A 17,752-nucleotide genomic window follows, 5' to 3' on the forward strand; every position below is an offset into this window, starting at 1 on the left:
CAATTATGAGTTAGCTTTCAGATCTAAAATTCAAAACCTTTAATTATAACATAGATTTTTTTTGCAAGAGGTCTATTGGTGATATTCACGCTGCTACAGGAAACAGGAAAAATGCCCTAGACTCCTACAACAAAGCCCTGGTAATCTCCAGACCAGCAGGTAATTTAGCAGCCGAAGCTACTGCCTTAACTGGCATTGGTAGCACCTACATCGCTTCAAAAGAATGGTCAACGGCCCTGAATGCCTACAACCAAGCCCTGAGCATCTCCCGACACTTAAACGACCAAGTAAAAGAAACCACAGTCCTCAACCAAATGGGGAAAATACAAGCTGCTTTAGGGCAGAATTCTACCGCCCTTGAAAACTATAACCAAGCTTTATCTCTATCCCAACAACTCGGTTACAAAACAGAAGAAGCGCACATCCTCTACAATCTTGCCATCTTAAACCGCCAACAAAATAACCTCGCCGCCGCCAAAACACCAATCGAAACCGCCATTAATATTATTGAAAACCTCCGCACCCAAATCGCTAGCCAAGAACTGCGCCAGTCTTACTTTGCCCGCAACCAAGATTATTACCAGTTTTACATCGATTTGTTGATGCAACTGCACCAGAAAAATCCCGATCGAGGTTACGACGCACAAGCCTTTCATGCTAGCGAACGTGCCCGTGCCCGCAGTCTGCTTGAACTCCTCAGCGAAGCCAGCGCAAATATTCGCCAAGGTGTTGACCCGCAACTGCTAGCACAAGAACAAAATTTGCAACAACAACTTAGTGATTTTCAGACTCGCAAATACCAAATTGTCATCGCTCAATCTACGCAAGAAGCTCGGGAGGAAGTTCAACAAAAAATCGACACAGTTCTCAAGGAACTCGCTCAAATAGAAGCTAAAATTCGCGCCAACAGTCCTCGTTACGCTGCTCTCAAATATCCCGAACCTCTCAACTTGCAACAAATTCAACAACAGGTAATCGATGACAAAACGCTACTTTTAGAATATTCTTTGGGTGAGGAGCGCAGTTATTTGTGGGCGGTGACGAAAACTTCTTTCACCAGTTACGAACTTCCTTCTCGCACCGAGATTGAAGCTACGGCTAAGAATTTCCGCGATACTTTAACCAAAGATACCACGAGAACCTCTCCTCAAATGGTTGCCGAATCTGCTGCACTTATAAGCCAAATGATCCTCGCTCCAGTTGCTTCTGAGTTGGGCAACAAGCGCTTGCTAATTGTTGCGGATGGAGCCTTGCAATACATCCCTTTTGGCGCCCTTACGCTGGAAAAATCTGAAGCGCCGCTAATAGTTAAGCATGAAATTGTTAATCTGCCTTCTGCCTCAACTTTAGCTATTCTGCGGCGGGATATGGCGACTCGTCAACAGGCTCCAAAGACGATCGCCTTGTTTGCCGATCCAGTTTTTAGCCCGGACGACGAACGGCTCAAAGGCACGAGTACATCGCCTGCAACCAAGAATCAAACTGTTGAAAATCTGCCAGTGGAAGCGCAACAATTACAGAGATCGGCCTCTGAGGCTAACATTTATTGGACTCGCCTACCTTTCACGCGAACTGAAGCTCAGCAAATCTTGGCTTTGGTTCCTGATGATTTGGAAAAACAAGCGCTTGACTTTACGGCTAATCGTACCACAACAACTGATCCTGATTTATCTCAATATCGCATTGTTCATTTCGCTACGCACGGATTTGCTAATAGCAAACATCCCGAATTATCGGGATTGGTGCTTTCTTTGGTTGATGAGAAAGGTACGTTACAAAATGGCTACTTGCGACTGAATGATATTTTTAATCTCAATTTACCGGCTGAGTTGGTGGTGCTGAGTGCGTGTCAGACGGGTTTGGGAAAAGACATTAAAGGAGAAGGGTTGGTGGGTTTGACGAGAGGGTTTATGTATGCGGGGGCGCCGCGTGTGGTGGTTTCTCTGTGGAGTGTTGACGATCCAGTAACTTCTGAGTTGATGACACGATTTTACAAAAAAATGCTCCAAGATAAATTGCCGCCTGCTGCGGCACTGCGATCGGCGCAAATCGAAGTGCTACAGCTTCCAGAATGGCAATCTCCTTATTATTGGGCCGCTTTTGGGCTGCAAGGAGAATGGAATTGAGTGCGCCACTGACGATCGCCAGAAGGGGAAAAAGTGGGGGAGTCCGATATGAAGAAAATATTTCCCTCTTCCTTTTTCCCTCTTCCTTCCACATCCGATATTAATCGCCGACTTCCCCGACAACCTCCGCAGCAGCCTGAGTTTCGAGCCAGAGTTTGAGCAGCAAGAGCTCCACCCGATCGCCCAACACAGTCGCAAACACGCCGTCAGCCCCCTCAGACGCCTCAGAAATCCACGTACCGCGCAGAGTCACTTCTACAAAGTCAGTATCCGCAACACAAAGCTCGATCGCATCATTGTCGTTTCGGCGCGCCTCAGATTCCAACAGAGACAGCGCCGGCAAATTCGCGGGCAGCAAAAATGCCGCAGTGCTCGGTTCGACGCTGATGCTTTGACCAACTCGCATAGCCAGCACAACTCGCAGCGCCACTAACTGTTCGGGAGATTGAGCCAAACGCTCTAGGTTAAAGCCCGTTTCAGTGTAAGTCAACTTCAGCATATTGACAGCCCTAAATTTGGAATTGAAAGTTTAAAATTGAAAATCGGGAATTGGGAATTGGGCATCGGGAATTGGGAATTGGGCATCGGGCATCGGGCATCGGGCATTGGATAGGTCGGAATGAAAAGTTTGCTATTCCGAACTAAAATCCTTTTCAATTACAGGACTGAATTAGCTATTAACTATTAGCTATTACCAATTACCAATCCCCCCTGCCCCATGCCCCATGCCCCATGCCCTATTCCCCAATTTGGTATTCGTGCCAAAACAGTTCGGCAAAAGCAACAGTGGGGTGTATAGGAGCCTTCGGCTTAGTTCGCAGAGACATTCCAGCTTCTATGGGAGTTCGATCACCCTTACGAGAGTTGCACCTTTCGCAAGCAGTCACCACGTTGTCCCAAGTATGCGGGCCGCCCTTCGATCGAGGCATCACGTGATCCAGCGTCAAATGCCGATTGCTACCGCAGTATTGGCAAGAATGAGCGTCGCGGCGCAGAACTTCCCGGCGATTGACCGGGGGCACTTTCCACAGGCGTTCCCTGTTACCAAAAGTCAAGCGGATTTGTTCGGGTACGTGGATGCTGGTGCTGGGCGATCGCACCAGCCAGCCGTTGCCGATGCTAAAATCGAGAGGTTCAGCCTTGCCTGTTACCAACAGTACGATCGCCCGTTTGATGTTGACACGGCTCATTGGTAGGTAATTCTGAGAAAACACCACCACAGATTGCCTCAATACATCAGTTACTACGGTCACGGCTTGCTCCTCCTCATCAATTTTGGATTTTAGATTTTAGATTTTGAATTTTGAATTTTGCTTGCTTCGTCAGCATTGGCTACATCTGGTTTTTTCCCAGTTCCCCAAGCGGATCGAATTTCTCAAATATCCAATCAAATGCCCCCGCTTCTCTTACTTAGAAGCGGGGGCTAGAAAAACTGCTTTCATGCAAATTTTCATCCTGTCTTGGTACAGTCGTTTAGCTGTACCTCCCGCTTCGCGTATCTCGATGTGGCTGTGCCACTTGCAGACCGTCCCGGTCTACCTCGTTGTAATTAATTTCTGCAATTTGTTCTAATCCACTATAACCGCGTTTAATTAGGCCCAAGCCCGCCCACGAGGTCGCTGCGACAGTCGCAAAACCCGTGCTAAAGACGTGCTGTAACGACTCGGAGTGACCTGTGGGGCGATCGCACTTCAGTTGATAGGTGGAGTAGGTGGGGAGAAATTTCACTGTAGGCAGAAGGTGGTTAAGAGGCTTTCAATCTAGCTGTAAACATACTACACTGATATTACACATATGTCCACCCGTCACGGAGAAAAAATTATGCATACCCTACCTAGAACCTCAACCACCGAAATGGAAGTCACCAGCATTCGACTAGAAAGAGAGCTCAAGGAGAGACTTAAAGAGCTCGCGGGCAATCAAGGCTATCAAGCTTTGATTCGAGATTTGCTCTGGAATTACGTGCAGCAGAAGTCTGGAGAGTATCGCCAGATGTTTTCTCGATCGGATATTCGAGCCAGCATTAATGCCACAGCACAGCAGGAGGAACGCTGCGCGCTTACAGGAGAGTTGATTCGACCGGGCGGGCCGATGTTATTAGGCCTGACGATGCACGGCGAAATGGTGCCGCTGAGTATAGGGAGTATGGCCGGATAAACCAGTTTATCGAAAATTTGTGAGAGCGATCGGCCTGGGGTGAAGGCCCCAGGCGCTGAAGATCAGACTATTTTAGATTTTAGATTTTAGATTTTAGATTTCAATACTTCGGACAGTTTTTGATTACCAACCGTAGAATAAGGGTTTCCCTGCTCCAAGGCAATCGAGCTACCAACGAAAAATCGAGGGTTTCAGACTACGAACTAAAAACAGTCCGGACTATTGGTATAAAATTCCGCAGTCTTTAAACAATCTCTATTGAACGAACCGCGAAGACGCGAAGAACGCGAAGGAAGATGGAGAAGAAGAGAGGTAATGTTAGCAGTTCGCAATTCTGGTAACGCAGATGCGGAGGCTCTACAACGCGCTGGCTAGTGCTAAAATTTCCATCGGGCGTGCCGAACAGACGATCGTACATTTGATGAAAAAAATTAAGGTAATGCTGAAAAACCCCTACTTAACTGCTGCGAGTTCGATCGCCCTTCTCACAATTATTGCCGGATGTGCAGCTACTGAATCACCTCAACTTGCATCTCCCACTCCTGTAGCTGAATCTTCTCCGCCCCCAGTTAAACCAAGTCAACCTCAGCCCTTAATAGTCTCTGTTAGCAATCCCGAAACCGCCACAAATACCAAAATCCAGCAATATCTTAACGGGTTGGCAGCCCAAGGTTTTGCCAAAGAAAACCAAGGCGTCTGGATGCAATCTGGCAATACTTTGCTAGCCAATCATCAAGGTACAGTTCCTCTGTCAGCCGCTTCTATTACCAAAGTAGCAACATCTCTGGTAGCCCTGCAAGAATTCGGGCCGGAACATGAATTTATCACCTTAATTGGTACAACGGGAAAAATTGAAAACGGCGTATTAAAAGGCGATTTAATTGTACAGGGAAACGCCGACCCGTTGTTTGTATGGGAAGAGGCGATCGCCCTCGGTAACGCCTTAAATCAAAAAGGGATCAAGCGAGTCAGTGGCAATTTGATAATTGTCGATAAGTTTTACATGAACTTTGAACTCGATCCCCTCAAATCGGGAGAATTGCTCAAACAAGGATTGAACAGTCAAATCTGGCCCAGCGAAGCCGCCGCCCAGTATCAAACCCTGCCTCCCAATACGCCGAAACCCCAAATAGCCATTGAGGGTACTGTACAAGTTTTGCCAGCATCTCCCAACGATGTGCAGCCTTTAGTCAAACATTATTCTTTGCCCCTTACCGAACTGATCAAAAAAATGAATCAGTACAGCAACAATCTCATGGCAGATATGCTAGCTGATACTGTCGGCGGCGCCAAAACAGTCGCGCAAAAAGCAGCAGCAGCAACCGGAGTTCCTCCCGCAGAAATTCAACTCGTCAACGGTTCGGGATTGAGCGAAGAAAATCTCATTTCTCCCCGGGCTGCTTGCGCGTTATTTATAGCTTTAGAACGCTATCTTGAACCTTACAGCATGACAGTTGCGGATGTCTTAACTGTAGTTGGGAAAGATCAAGGAATACTGGCAGAACGGGCGCTTCCCAAATTAGCAGTAGTCAAATCTGGCACGTTGGATAATGTTAGCGCTTTGGGCGGAGCCCTGCCAACTCAAAAACAAGAAACTGTGTGGTTTGTGATTATGAATGGAGGGGCAAATGTCGAGACATTTCGCACTCAGCAAGAGGTTTTGCTGAAAAGCTTTTTGAATGAGTGGGGAAGTGTTCAAGTTTCGCCGCCGGAATTAACGCCAAATCCTGCTAGAAGTAGTAAGGTATCTCGCAGCGAAATTGTTCAATAAGCTGTTGTGCATTGAAATTGTATATTCCGGGCGAGCTCGCGTGCCCACCCCACAAGAGAGTTTATAGGGTGCGTCAGCACAGAAATTTTAAATTTTCAGCTAAAATAATGCAAGCTGATGCACCCTAGGAGTACAAACTAATTTAATCAGGTGTTTTGGCCCTAGCGACTACAATGCCGATCGCACTTTCGACTCTCCTAATATATCTCTGCAAGTCGTAAGCAACTGTCACCTCCCCAGCCGGCGAAGCGTGAATTAAGCCCATATTGCCGTCAGCATTGCGGTAAACTAAACCTGTGTGCGTGACATCCAATCCTTTAACATCCGTAGCTACTGCTACAATATCCCCTGGTTTTAACTGAGAATAAACACTTTTTATCCGATTTGTCGGAATGTAATTAACAGTAGTTTTTGCTAATTCTGCTTCTTGGCTGACTATGCACTGATAAGTTGCTTCGTCTTTGACCATTTGCGGGTAACTGCTGCGGTGCTGGCTCATGAAATTTAGTGTTTTATTCATGGACACTCCGCCTAATTCAGCCGTGATATTTTCTACTGTTTGCCGTTTTTGATTGTCGTTAATCCAGTCGGAAAAATAGTGCAATCTGCTGCAATAACCGTTGATTTTACCGTTTAAATACCGCTGTTCTTCTATGCGATTTACAAAATTTTGATAGTCGTAATCTTGTACTGCTACGCCCCTCGCGATCGCCAAAACGGTTTCTACAAACAAAACGCAATCAAATTTATTCAAAGTTATGAGCAACTTTTCTTCGCCGGATTTGTCCAGCAAACCCGCGGCGTAGGGCTTTCCTAGGAAATTATCGGCGATCGCCTGGACGATTTCTCCCATCGAGCGATCGTGCAAATTTTGTTGTTTTGCATACTGTACAACCTTTTCAAAACGTGCTATGTCTTCAGGTTGTGCAACGGTTTCTCTCTCCGTATTATTTGAGTCCGAGCGTCTCGCCAGCACCTTCAGCAATTCGGAATAGGAAATTTCCGCTAAATTGTTGAAGTCCCAAAACATACTCGGAAAACTGGAAACAGTTTGGTTATTTGTTATTTCCCGATTTTCGCTTTTTCCCGTCAAGGAAAACGCTAAATCCGCGCCCTGTCCTGCTGTTTGTCGCTCGACAACATATCCCGTAGCAGATTGAGACTGAAATGCCCAAACATCAGGTATCAAAGAGTTATTCACGCCGACGATCGCAAATCCCAAAACAGCCAGACTCCAAAAATTTCTCATGTTTTTCAAAGGATTTTGCTTCAACTCAGTGCTATCCTGAAAATTTTACAATTACATTTTACAATTACTAGAAGTCTCAATCAGCCTAGTAGACCGATAAAATTGGCAACAGCGGACTAGATCGATACACTTGTCATTTAGATGCCGCCCTATTATAAACTGATCGTGCGAGTTTGATAGCACAAAACTGTAATGCAAGTAGAACGCCGACGCCGCCCCATCGGGCCCCAACGCCCAATCGAGTCCCGACGCCAAAGCACCGAGCGTCCAGTCCAGTCGCGACGCCAAAGCACCGAGCGCCCAGTCCCATCTCGTCGCCCAATCCAGACCCGACGCCCCATAGACCTCTTTCAAAAGTCGCTCTCAATTCTTGAAATTATCTGGGTTAATCTGCGTTCATCTCCCTTGTATCTGCGGTTGACCGATCGAGCAAAGATTCATGCAACAGGTCTAATCCAATCCCGACCCCAAAGCAGCCAGCGCCCAGTCGGACGCCGACGCCAAAGCAGCGAAAGCCCAGTGCCTTCTCGTCGCCGAGTGAGGACGAAATTTTCTCGGCTAAAATACCGTAACATTTTGTGTTTAATCGCCGGGGCGATCGCGATCGGTTGGATTGTCACAATACCGTTCAGAATTCGCCGTCCCCCAGAACCGCCAGTCATCTTGGCTCAACAGGCCGTCTCGCCTCAAGAAGCACTCTCGCCTCCGACAATTGAACCATCGGAAAATTTAGCCGATCGTCAAAGCGAGCCTACGTTTAGCTACAACATCAAAACACCTCCCAATCCCGTTTACTCTCAAGAATTGCAAGGGATTGTTGATGAATCTGTGAAAATTGCAACCAGCAAAGGATTGCCTGCAGAACGGCTATCAATTACCTTATTTGATGTTAGCAATTCCAAAACTCACACCTTCGCCGGATATCAAAATCAAACTCTCCGATTTCCCGCTAGTGTTGCCAAGTTATTTTGGATGGCAGCGTTTTACTCAGCCATTGAAAAAGGCCTCATTACGCAAAAAGAATCTGCCTTTAAAAACGACCTGGAGCAAATGATTCGCATCTCCAACAACGATTCTGCTAGCAGGCTTTTAGACAAAATCACAGATACAAAATCCGGCGGACGGCTCGCAGGAGAAGAGTTGCAAACATGGCTGAAAAAGCGCACTCAAATTAACACATTTTTCCAGTCTGCAGGCTACAATGATCTTCGTATAAGCACCAAAAATTATCCCATATACTATTTAAGACAAGAAGGACCAATCGGTCGCGACTTGCAATTGCGGGGCGATGCTTCTCAGCCGATTCGTAATCAAGTAACTACCGACCAAGCCGCCAGATTAATATATGAAATCTATACTAGACAAGCCGTTTCCAGCGTCGCCAGCCGCAAAATGGCTTACTTGCTAACGAGAGACTTAGACCCCAAGGCGTGGAAAAATGACCCTAGCAATTCGATACAAGGATTTCTGGGCGAATCTTTACCAACTAATATTTATTTTGGTTCCAAAGTAGGCTATACTTCCAAATCCCGCAGCGAAGCGGCCTTTGTCAGAACTTTAGACGATCGCGCGATTTATATCTTAGTTGTTTTCGCAGACGATCCGGCTTATGCCAAGGACGAAACAGCTTTTCCGGCCATTTCCCGATACGTTTTCGATCGGCTAAACGCTCGTGGCCCCAGCACTTTGCAGTGATATGGAGTAGGGCTTGTTGAATGTTGACTATTAGTTGAAAAACTGAAGGATGGTTGATCTCAAATCCGGTTGCATCGGAATTATTCATCTCTCTGTTCTCTTCCTCTGTATTCTCTGCATCAAGATTGGTTTAATCATTCCAATGCAACCGGATTTGATATGAGTGTTGAATGTTAACTCGATTTTATAGCAACCGCGCCCGACGGTTAGGACGCTGTTAATGGCTGAAACGATTGATTTTATTGATTCTTCCTTCTTCCTTCTGCTATACTATTTCGGCGCAGTCAGAAGTGAGATTACGCACAAACAACGGTTTCTGCGAAAAATGGGCACTGGCGACCAAAAAAACCAATTTCTTGACCACAAATCTAGGATTTTAGGTAAAACCCGCAGCAAGAAACCCAGTTTCTTATATCCTGTGAGTAAGTCCTAATTAGATTTGTAGTTAGGAAGTTGTTTGTCTCCCGTCGGTCGATCGCTAACTCTCAACGATGAGTTAAACAATTGATTGACCTGACACAATTTAACTGGGGCGAAAGGATTCGAACCTCTGAATGGCGGGACCAAAACCCGCTGCCTTACCACTTGGCGACGCCCCAACGTCTTAACCTTCACTATCTTAACATTCAAACACAGCAATCTGTCAAGCATTTTGACAAGAAAATTTTAAAAATGTTTTTGGAAGCGATCGCCCGCAGGTTTATGCTCTGATCGCACGGGGGCGAGCTACCGGGATTTCAATCCTGAAATCCGCTCCCTGTCCTGGTTTCGAGATACAGTTCAAGCTTCCTCCGTGTTTTTCCACCACAATCTGGTAGCTAATAGACAAGCCGAGTCCCGTACCCTTGCCCACAGGTTTAGTGGTAAAGAAAGGGTCAAACAAGTGGCATTTAGCTTTTTCGGCCAATCCGGGCCCGCTGTCTTGAATCCGAATCACCACAACTTGACCGCTTGACTTTCCTGACTCATCAGCCTCCGAGTTTGGGTTCACCACCGCCGTCGAGATTTTGATCGTCTTGGGTGGAGGCTGATTTTCCAAAGAGTCGATCGCATTCGCCAAAATATTCATAAATACTTGGTTGAGCTGTCCGGGATAGCACTCTACCTTCGGCAAGTTACCGTAGTCTTTAATTACCTCAATTCCCGGTATTAGCCCATTTGACTTGACGCGGCTCTGCAAAATCAGCAGCGTGCTGTCAATTCCTTCGTGAATGTCCACCAGCTTCATTTCTGCTTCGTCGTGCCGCGCGAAGTTCCGCAGAGACAGGACAATTTGGCGGATGCGTTCAGTTCCCATCTCTATTGAAGACAGAATTTTCAGCAAATCCGGCACTATGAAATCAACATCGATTTCTTCGCTTTTGTCGAGAATTTCGGGGCAAGGCTCCGGGTAATGCTTTTGATACAAGTGCAGTAAATCCAGCAGATTTTTCATGTACTGCTTGCAATAAGTCAAGTTGCCGTAAATAAAATTAACCGGATTGTTAATTTCATGGGCGACGCCGGCGACCATTTGACCGAGAGAGGACATTTTTTCGTTTTGGATGAGCTGAGCTTCTTTCTGCTGCAACTGCTGCAAAGTTTCCGTCAGTTGGCGGGCTTGAGTTTGGGCGGCTAAGGCTGCCGCGCGGGTTTGGGCGTAGAGTTCGGCTTGGTCGATCGCGATCGCCAGTTGATCCACCACCGCTTGCAGCAATTCCACTTCGCTCGTCGCCCAGGAACGGTGGCTGCTGTAATGGTTGCAAACTACAGCCCCCATTTGACCGGAGCGAGTCTTGAGCGGCAGCAGCAGGTTAGAAACAATCCCGATACTGGTCAAAAAATCTCGCGTCGGCTGTTCGATGCAGAGTGCTGTTGCCGCGTCGCCAATCCGGAGCGTTTGGCGGTGGCAAATTTTCTCGGCCAGCAGGGTTACTTGTTCGATCGGGTATTCTGTAAGCCGGTCTTTCACTTCGGGATTTGCCGCTTCGTGGGTGATTGCAAAGCTTGGCTGCCCGTCTCGCGAGATGGAATACCACAAAAAGTAGCACTGGTCAACCTGTAACAAGCTGCGAATTTCGTTGACAGCCGTATCTAAAATTTTGTCGAGGTCGAGGGAATTTCGCATCTGGCTGGCGAGGCCGAACAGCAAGCCTTCCCGGCGGCTCAACAATTCTTCTCGGGCTGCGTGGCGATCAATCGCCACAGCGATGGCGTTAGTCATGCAGCCGAGAACTTCTAGCGCTCCCTCGCTTGCCAAAGCGCTACTGCACAGAGCCATCACTCCCACCAGTCGCTCTTCCACAATCAGCGGATAGGCAATGGTGCAAAGAGACGGGTTCGACAGTAGGCACACAGGAGCCGTTTGGAGGTTTCCGGCTTCTGTTCGCACCCAATCTTCTATTTCCGGTGCCCACTCTTGGCTGCTAAGTCCTGAGTTGGCCTGCAATTCTAACCGCTCTGTCTGCAAGTTAAAAGTCCAGATGCTCACCCCTGTGGCGTCGAGGTACTCTACCATTGCCTCAGTGCAGCGGTTGAGGATGACCGATATTTTCCCGCCTTGTCCGAGGGCTGCACCGACTTTAGCTTGCAGGGTTCCCAAGCGCGATCGCTCTTGTAGGGACGCTGCCGTTAGTTGGCGATCGGAGGTGTCGCGGGGGCCGGCAACGATTTCTCGGATTTGTTGGGTATCGTCCGCGTGTCCGATGCCCGCTGAAGCTTCCCACACATATTGAGATTTGCCTGTTTCCCCCAGCGTTGGGAGCTCTTTTGTTGCGTATATTCTCATGCTGCTCTGTGGCGTATGGACGGCACACAAGCTGTCGCGGTTCGAGCCAGGAACTAACTCCGAGATTTGCGGGTTCTCCGAGGTGATATCTTCTACCTCTGGCAACTGTTTCTGGGCTTGGACTAATTGCCAGCGCAACTCCACCAAACTCGCAACTTGCCGACTCAAAGCTTGCATAGCTTCTATCGTTTCTTTTGTCAAGTCTCGCGGCACCGAGTCCATGACGGATAGCACTCCCAGCACCTGCCCCTCTGAGCTAACAACTGGGATTCCGGCGTAAAATTTCACGAAGGGGTAGAAAACGATCAGCGGATGATCGCCAAATCTCATATCTGTGGAAGCGTCTCGAACAATGGCGGCAGGCAGTTCTTTAAAGGAATTTATAGGAAGTTCGATCGCAAATTCGGGAGCAACGGGCGGTTGTTGCAGGGAAATTGCCCGGTCAAATTCCGAGTTTGAGTTTGAACTCTGGGGGAAATCTTCGGGAGTTGGGTCTAGGGCGCGATCGCAAAAATTCAGGTAACGCTGGGCCAAAGTTCGATCGATACCTAACTGCGACTTCAACCAGTGGCGGTTACCGTCAATCAAGCTCAAGAAAGCAATAGGACTTCGGCTGATATGAGCTGCCAAACTAACCAAACTGTCCAAGCAAGCCTCTGGATCAGAGCCAAGAAGCTGATACAAATCAATGTTATGGAGCTTGAACACTTTTTTACCAAGAGGCAAGGGTGCTTTCATCATGTGTAACTGCCCGTTTAGTTGCTGGCAACCGCCCTTCTCAATACTTCCCTTGAAAAACAAGCTATGAATTCTGTGCTGGGAGACTCGGGGCGCAAGTTCGGCGCAGGTTGCTTGCGCCAAATTCAGACTAACCTCTTGACTGATCGGGAAACTTTTGAGTTATCGGAGTTAGAGCACCCCAGATCTAAGACTATATAAATTATACTTCCAGTTGACTATGCTTTTGAATACCTCCGGCTCTCTAAATCTAAGAGCCTCTGTTGGGAGGAAGCAGCTTTCCAAAATATATGACTATTGCTTACCTAGAATTTTTTTATCAGTTTAATTGTATTTTAACAGACTTGTCTAATCGTGGGTAGCTGGCTTGCTGGTAGATTTAAATCAGGGGTTTGTGCCACAATACCAGTGTCCTTTACCGAGCTGTGCCTTAGCCGGTAGTTCAACTACAGTTAGGAGATGAATTACAAAAGATTGGTAAGATGTTAAACTTTGTAACAATAGTTGTTCAAACTCGACCTTTTAGGGTTTCTGGGCCCTGATGCACATTTTGCAACTGTTGTAATTGCCGATCGACCACTCTCCCAATCCCTTTTTTCGAGTTTGAGGTAAAAAAACAGGGGTAAAGCTTCAACTAACTCTCCAACGGAGTTGACAATTATTGGGTAGAGGCAACTCTCTAAAAATAACTGAACGAAGTATGTTTTGTATTTTCAAGAACTATAAATAAACAGGGAGAAGAATATGTCTGCAAGTAGCAGTCAAGTACCAACTATTTTGGCAGTTGATGATAGCGTCGTGATGCAAGGACTTGTTAAACAGGCCTTAAGCAAAGAGTTTCGAGTTCTCGTAACCGACAATGCAGTGGATGCTTTGTCAACGATTTATCACGAACAAATTTCTGTTTTGTTGCTGGATGTTTCGATGCCTGGTATTGACGGATTGGAACTCTGCCGCACGGTGCGGAGCTTGCCTCAGTTTCAGAATTTGCCGATCGTAATGCTGACAGCGCGAGATGGAGCCTTTGATAAGGTACAGGGGCGTTTGGCGGGAGCAACAGAGTATTTAACTAAGCCGTTTGATGCTGATAAGTTGCGCGAGGTAATTGGTAAGTTTATCAAAATCAAATAATCGGACTTAGGAAAAAAAATCAGTTTTGAGTAATTAATGAAGTAATTTGAGTAATTAATGAACTAAAAAGTTGCGATCGCGCTCTCTGATCCTCGACTTCTTTAACAAGTCGAGGGGCGGGCCCTTCTGCACTATTTGCGAGGTTAGTCCTAAATTTTTAATTTAGCCAAGAGTAGGGGGGCGATCGCACTGACAGGTAGAACATATTGGGCGGCACCGAGGGCGATCGCCTCCTTGGGCATTCCGAAGACAATGCAGCTAGCTTCGTCTTGGGCGATTGTCAACCCCCCTTCTCTGGCGATCGCCAACATTCCGTCAGCACCATCTCTACCCATTCCTGTCAGCAAAACCCCCGCTGCTGCCCGACTATAAAAATTAGCTACTGACTTAAATGTCACCGTTACAGAAGGGCAGTGTCCCGCAGCATGAGGAGCTTCTGAATAAACAAATCGCCCTTGAGCGTCCAATTCTAAATGACGCTTTTCTGGCGGGAAATAAACAGTTCCTGCTTGTGGCAATTCTCCAAAAGCAGCTATCTTAACAGGCAGTTTCGATTCATAACCCAGCCAATCAACTAATCCTTGCAAAAAACCTTCACTGATGTGCTGGACACAAATTATAGGCACTGGAAAACTAGCGGGAAGTTTAGAAATAATCGCGTACAGTGCTTGCGGCCCGCCTGTCGAAGCCCCTATAGCCAATACTTTAATAGGTGAAAATTTAACATTTTCGTTGGAGAATTTGTAATTAGGAACTGGTGCTTGGTTGATTTTTACTATTTGATTATTATCTTCTGTTGGCATCTTTTTTTGATGCCGTGTAAATACTTTAACTCCTGAGAGTATTTTCACCTTAGCTATTAATTGATTGGCTAGGCGAGCGTAATCAGATACCAACCCGCCAATCGGTTTCGGAAAAACATCCAATGCACCCGCCTTTAACACTTGAAATACATTCTGAGTATCATTCGCTTGTACTGAAGCACTAATTACTAAAATTGGTAGCGGATATTTCTTCATTACTTCTTCCGTAAATTCTAACCCGTTCATTGGTGCCATGTTCAAATCCGTGCAGATTACTTGGGGCTGAAGTTTGGGGATTAATTCTAGTCCTTCTAATCCGTTGCAAGCGGTTCCTACAACTTGGATGTCTGGCGAGGACTCAAAAATTCGTTTGAGGACGAGCGTAACTACTGGAGAATCTTCAACTAACAATAGTTTAATGGGCGATAACATCAGTTTGCTGGGAAATGGGGAATGGGGAATGGGAAATGAGGAATGGGGAATGGGAAATAGGGCACTTGTGCTGCCCTTCGACTTACTTCTCTTCGGCGAAGCTTAGCGGGCAAGGCGCGCAGGGCGATTGGCTAAGCTCAGCACGAGTCGCTCAGTAACCGCGTAGTCAAAGTATTGGGCCTGGATCAGCATCGATGCACTGGTAATTGTGCACTGGGCATTGGGCATTGGGCTTGCTAATTGGTAGTAAATAACAAATGCCTAATAACCAAGGAGTAATGACTAATGACTAAACTAACCTTTTGAGTGTATCTACCAACACATCTTGATTGAAAGTACCTTTAGGAATATAAGCATTTGCCCCCGCATCAGCCCCTCTTTTTTTATCTTCATCCGATGCCAAAGAGGTCACTAAAATTATCGGCAACTCACTGTATTCTTTTTGCTCCCGAATCTTAATAGTCAGGGCCAAACCGTCTAAATTTGGCATTTGTATGTCAGAAATCACAGCATCAAAATCGCGAGTTTTTAATTTATGGAAAGCATCCAATCCGTCTACCGCAGTCACAACTTCGTAACCCGCACCTTCCAGGATGCGCTTTTCTTGAGTGCGCGTGGCGATCGAGTCTTCTGCTAATAGTATAACTTGTTTTCTGCTGGCAGTCTCAAGTTGCGATCGCGCACCAGAAACCCCACGGGACGAAACTTGCTGGCGTACAGATTTTATCAAATCGTGGGGATTGAGTACCATGCAAACTTCCCCTGTACCGAGAATTGTGGCACCCGAAACATTTCGCACCCGTTTCAGCAATTGACTTTGAGGTTTCATCACCACATCCTGTTCGTCTATCAAAGCATCTACAAATAATCCCAATCTTTCCTCCCCAACTTTTAAAACAATACAAGGCATTTTTGAAGAAGTTGAATTTCGGAAGTAGTTGTGATTTTTTCTCTGAAGTTCGCTCCCGTTTTCCTGTCTCAAGTTCCTATTTTTGTCCCACCATTTTCTATTGTTTAATTCTAGTAAATCTGTCAGATGAGCCACTGACAGAGGCTGACCATTGGAAAGTATAGTTTCCTTACCTTCTATAGCAAATATCTCCGACTGAGCCACCTGTTGTGCCGTGTCTACAAACTCGACTGGCAGAGCATAAGGAATGTCTTCAACTAGGACAATTAATACATTTGCTGTAGCTAAAGACGTGCTAATTTGCAGCCTCAAAGTGCATCCTTTTCCCGGTAAAGACTCTACTTGAATACTACCTTTTAGGGCTTCAACATTAGTGCGAACTACATCTAAACCCACCCCGCGACCCGATACTTCGGTAACAAATTTCTTGGTTGAAAAACCTGGAGTAAAAATTAAAGCTTGTACTTGAGTTTCGGTCATTTCTGCCAGTTGTTCAAGCGTACAAATATTACGTTTTACCGCCGTTTGTTTAATGCTCTCTAGATTTAGTCCCCGGCCATCATCAGCAACTTCAATAATAATATTGCTAGCAATATTATAGCCTTTAATTCGGAGAGTGGCCACGGGAGGTTTACCTATTTTTTTCCGCTCCTCAACAGTTTCAATGCCGTGGTCGATCGCATTTCTAATCATGTGCATTAAAGGGTCTTTCATTTCCTCTAAAATGCGTTTATCTGCTGTAGTGTCGCCTCCTTCAATCACTAATGCAACTTCTTTACCTTCCCGTTTTGCTAAGTCTCGAACAGTTCGAGGAAATAAATTAAAAATAGTAGACAAAGGCAGCAGTCTCAGAGTGCGAATTCCTGATTCTAGTGCCTCAGCGATTAATTCGAGTCTGGCAGTATCTTCATAAACTCGATTTCTCAAGCGGTTGACTAAAGTTCCGAGACGTTCTAAACGTTCTTCTGTACGTTGATAGTAATCCTGCAATTGGCTAAATTTACCGTTGGCTTTTATACCGTTTTCATCTATTTGCATCCGATCAACAGTCAAGCTCGTTACAAAATATTCTCGGCTCCACTCTTCCCACAAAGTTGTAATTTGTTCGATCTCTGCAACTCGGTGTCCTAGCCGAGTTTTTGTGACAGTAAGTTCCCCTGCTTGAGTCATTAAATCGTCTAAATTTTGAGTAGCAACGCGAATGGTTTCAATGCGGTAAGATGAGGTTGATGATGCAGTAACTGCCGACTGCAAAGCCGACTCAGTGGCGCGCCCAGAAGGTGCAGGCAAGTTTTGAGCTTGCAGTAGAAATTCGGGCTTGGATTGTAGGGGTGGTAAAAAAGAGGAATTTTTCTCTAAGTTAAGGACTTCAGAAGTTTCAACATTTGTTTCTAGTTCTGGGGTAACAGGCTCAGTAAATTGCAGTTCTACCAACGGTTGTTCTGGTACTTGTGAAGATGAGGAATCTACTATTGAGGCTGCTGCCTGTGGCTGTGACTCACTAGAAGCACCCATCATGCTAGCGAGGATGTAAAAAGTATTAACGCCGGAATCTTCGCCGGTAACGGCTTCGTTAACGAGTTTTCGCATGGCGTCTAAACCTTGCGAAAGTCGATCGCTAATATCGGAATTCAGTTGAGTTTCTCCCCGCTTGACAGCTCCCAAAATATGCTCCATTTGATGAGCTAAAGATGCTACATCTTTTACGCCTAGCATCCCAGCATCACCTTTAAGAGAATGGGTTTCTCGCAACAATTGTTCTACCTTAGCTAAGTCGCTCGGATGTTGTTCTAAGTACAGCAATCCGTCGTCTAGTTTCTGTAAGTGTTCTTGACTAGCGACTTTAAATACATCTCGAAGTTCTTGATCTTCAATCATCATATATGTTGTTGAGTAATAGGGAATTGAGCATGGCTCATGGGTGATTGGTAATGATAGTTATGTTGAATTATCAGTCGATTGCTAATAACTAA

12 protein-coding genes and 1 tRNA gene are annotated in these 17,752 nt (G+C 46.2%); 5 read left to right on the forward strand and 8 right to left on the reverse strand.

Going from position 1 to position 17,752, the window contains the following annotated elements; translation table 11 throughout:
- The first annotated feature begins 83 nt into the window (after positions 1-83).
- Positions 84-2,126: a CHAT domain-containing tetratricopeptide repeat protein gene (locus QUA77_RS16665; RefSeq protein WP_333451327.1), complete on the forward strand. Its 2,043-nt coding sequence runs from the start codon at positions 84-86 to the stop codon at positions 2,124-2,126.
- Between the two features lie 100 nt (positions 2,127-2,226).
- Here the strand turns inward: QUA77_RS16665 and QUA77_RS16670 are convergent, their stop codons facing one another.
- The 3 genes from QUA77_RS16670 to QUA77_RS16680 all read right to left on the reverse strand — a co-directional run bounded on the left by QUA77_RS16670 (position 2,227) and on the right by QUA77_RS16680 (position 3,854).
- Positions 2,227-2,625, reverse strand: coding sequence for an alr0857 family protein (locus QUA77_RS16670; RefSeq protein ID WP_333037289.1), 399 nt, complete (start codon positions 2,623-2,625; stop codon positions 2,227-2,229).
- 238 nt (positions 2,626-2,863) lie between these two features.
- On the reverse strand, positions 2,864-3,379 hold the full coding sequence (locus QUA77_RS16675) for an HNH endonuclease (protein ID WP_190660760.1): 516 nt from the start codon (positions 3,377-3,379) through the stop codon (positions 2,864-2,866).
- A gap of 220 nt (positions 3,380-3,599) precedes the next feature.
- Positions 3,600-3,854: a hypothetical protein gene (locus QUA77_RS16680; protein WP_333037290.1), complete on the reverse strand. Its 255-nt coding sequence runs from the start codon at positions 3,852-3,854 to the stop codon at positions 3,600-3,602.
- A 93-nt stretch (positions 3,855-3,947) separates the two neighbouring features.
- On the opposite strand from QUA77_RS16680, the gene QUA77_RS16685 reads away from it, so the two are divergent.
- Positions 3,948-4,283 carry a ribbon-helix-helix domain-containing protein gene (locus QUA77_RS16685; RefSeq protein ID WP_039886507.1) on the forward strand — a complete coding sequence of 112 codons (336 nt, stop codon included), beginning with the start codon at positions 3,948-3,950 and terminating at the stop codon, positions 4,281-4,283.
- A gap of 439 nt (positions 4,284-4,722) precedes the next feature.
- Positions 4,723-6,054: a D-alanyl-D-alanine carboxypeptidase gene (locus tag QUA77_RS16690; RefSeq protein WP_445242213.1), complete on the forward strand. Its 1,332-nt coding sequence runs from the start codon at positions 4,723-4,725 to the stop codon at positions 6,052-6,054.
- A 142-nt stretch (positions 6,055-6,196) separates the two neighbouring features.
- Here the strand turns inward: QUA77_RS16690 and QUA77_RS16695 are convergent, their stop codons facing one another.
- Positions 6,197-7,303: an N-acetylmuramoyl-L-alanine amidase-like domain-containing protein gene (locus QUA77_RS16695; RefSeq protein ID WP_333451287.1), complete on the reverse strand. Its 1,107-nt coding sequence runs from the start codon at positions 7,301-7,303 to the stop codon at positions 6,197-6,199.
- Between the two features lie 192 nt (positions 7,304-7,495).
- Between QUA77_RS16695 and QUA77_RS16700 the strand changes: the two genes are divergently transcribed.
- Positions 7,496-8,998, forward strand: coding sequence for a serine hydrolase (locus QUA77_RS16700; RefSeq protein ID WP_333451289.1), 1,503 nt, complete (start codon positions 7,496-7,498; stop codon positions 8,996-8,998).
- Between the two features lie 527 nt (positions 8,999-9,525).
- Here QUA77_RS16700 and QUA77_RS16705 read toward each other — a convergent pair.
- Positions 9,526-9,597, reverse strand: a tRNA-Gln gene (locus QUA77_RS16705).
- A gap of 101 nt (positions 9,598-9,698) precedes the next feature.
- A complete protein-coding gene (locus tag QUA77_RS16710) occupies positions 9,699-12,506 on the reverse strand; it encodes a GAF domain-containing protein (protein ID WP_333451291.1) in 2,808 nt (935 codons plus the stop codon).
- Between the two features lie 741 nt (positions 12,507-13,247).
- Between QUA77_RS16710 and QUA77_RS16715 the strand changes: the two genes are divergently transcribed.
- Positions 13,248-13,634: a response regulator gene (locus QUA77_RS16715; protein ID WP_015175702.1), complete on the forward strand. Its 387-nt coding sequence runs from the start codon at positions 13,248-13,250 to the stop codon at positions 13,632-13,634.
- Between the two features lie 149 nt (positions 13,635-13,783).
- Here the strand turns inward: QUA77_RS16715 and cheB are convergent, their stop codons facing one another.
- A complete protein-coding gene (cheB, locus tag QUA77_RS16720; protein WP_333451293.1) occupies positions 13,784-14,869 on the reverse strand; it encodes a chemotaxis-specific protein-glutamate methyltransferase CheB in 1,086 nt (361 codons plus the stop codon).
- A gap of 289 nt (positions 14,870-15,158) precedes the next feature.
- Complete coding sequence (locus tag QUA77_RS16725; protein WP_333451329.1) at positions 15,159-17,657, reverse strand: hybrid sensor histidine kinase/response regulator; 2,499 nt, start codon at positions 17,655-17,657, stop codon at positions 15,159-15,161.
- Between the last annotated feature and the right edge of the window lie 95 nt (positions 17,658-17,752).

The organism is Microcoleus sp. K5-D4, assembly GCF_036704575.1.
Lineage (GTDB): Bacteria > Cyanobacteriota > Cyanobacteriia > Cyanobacteriales > Microcoleaceae > Microcoleus.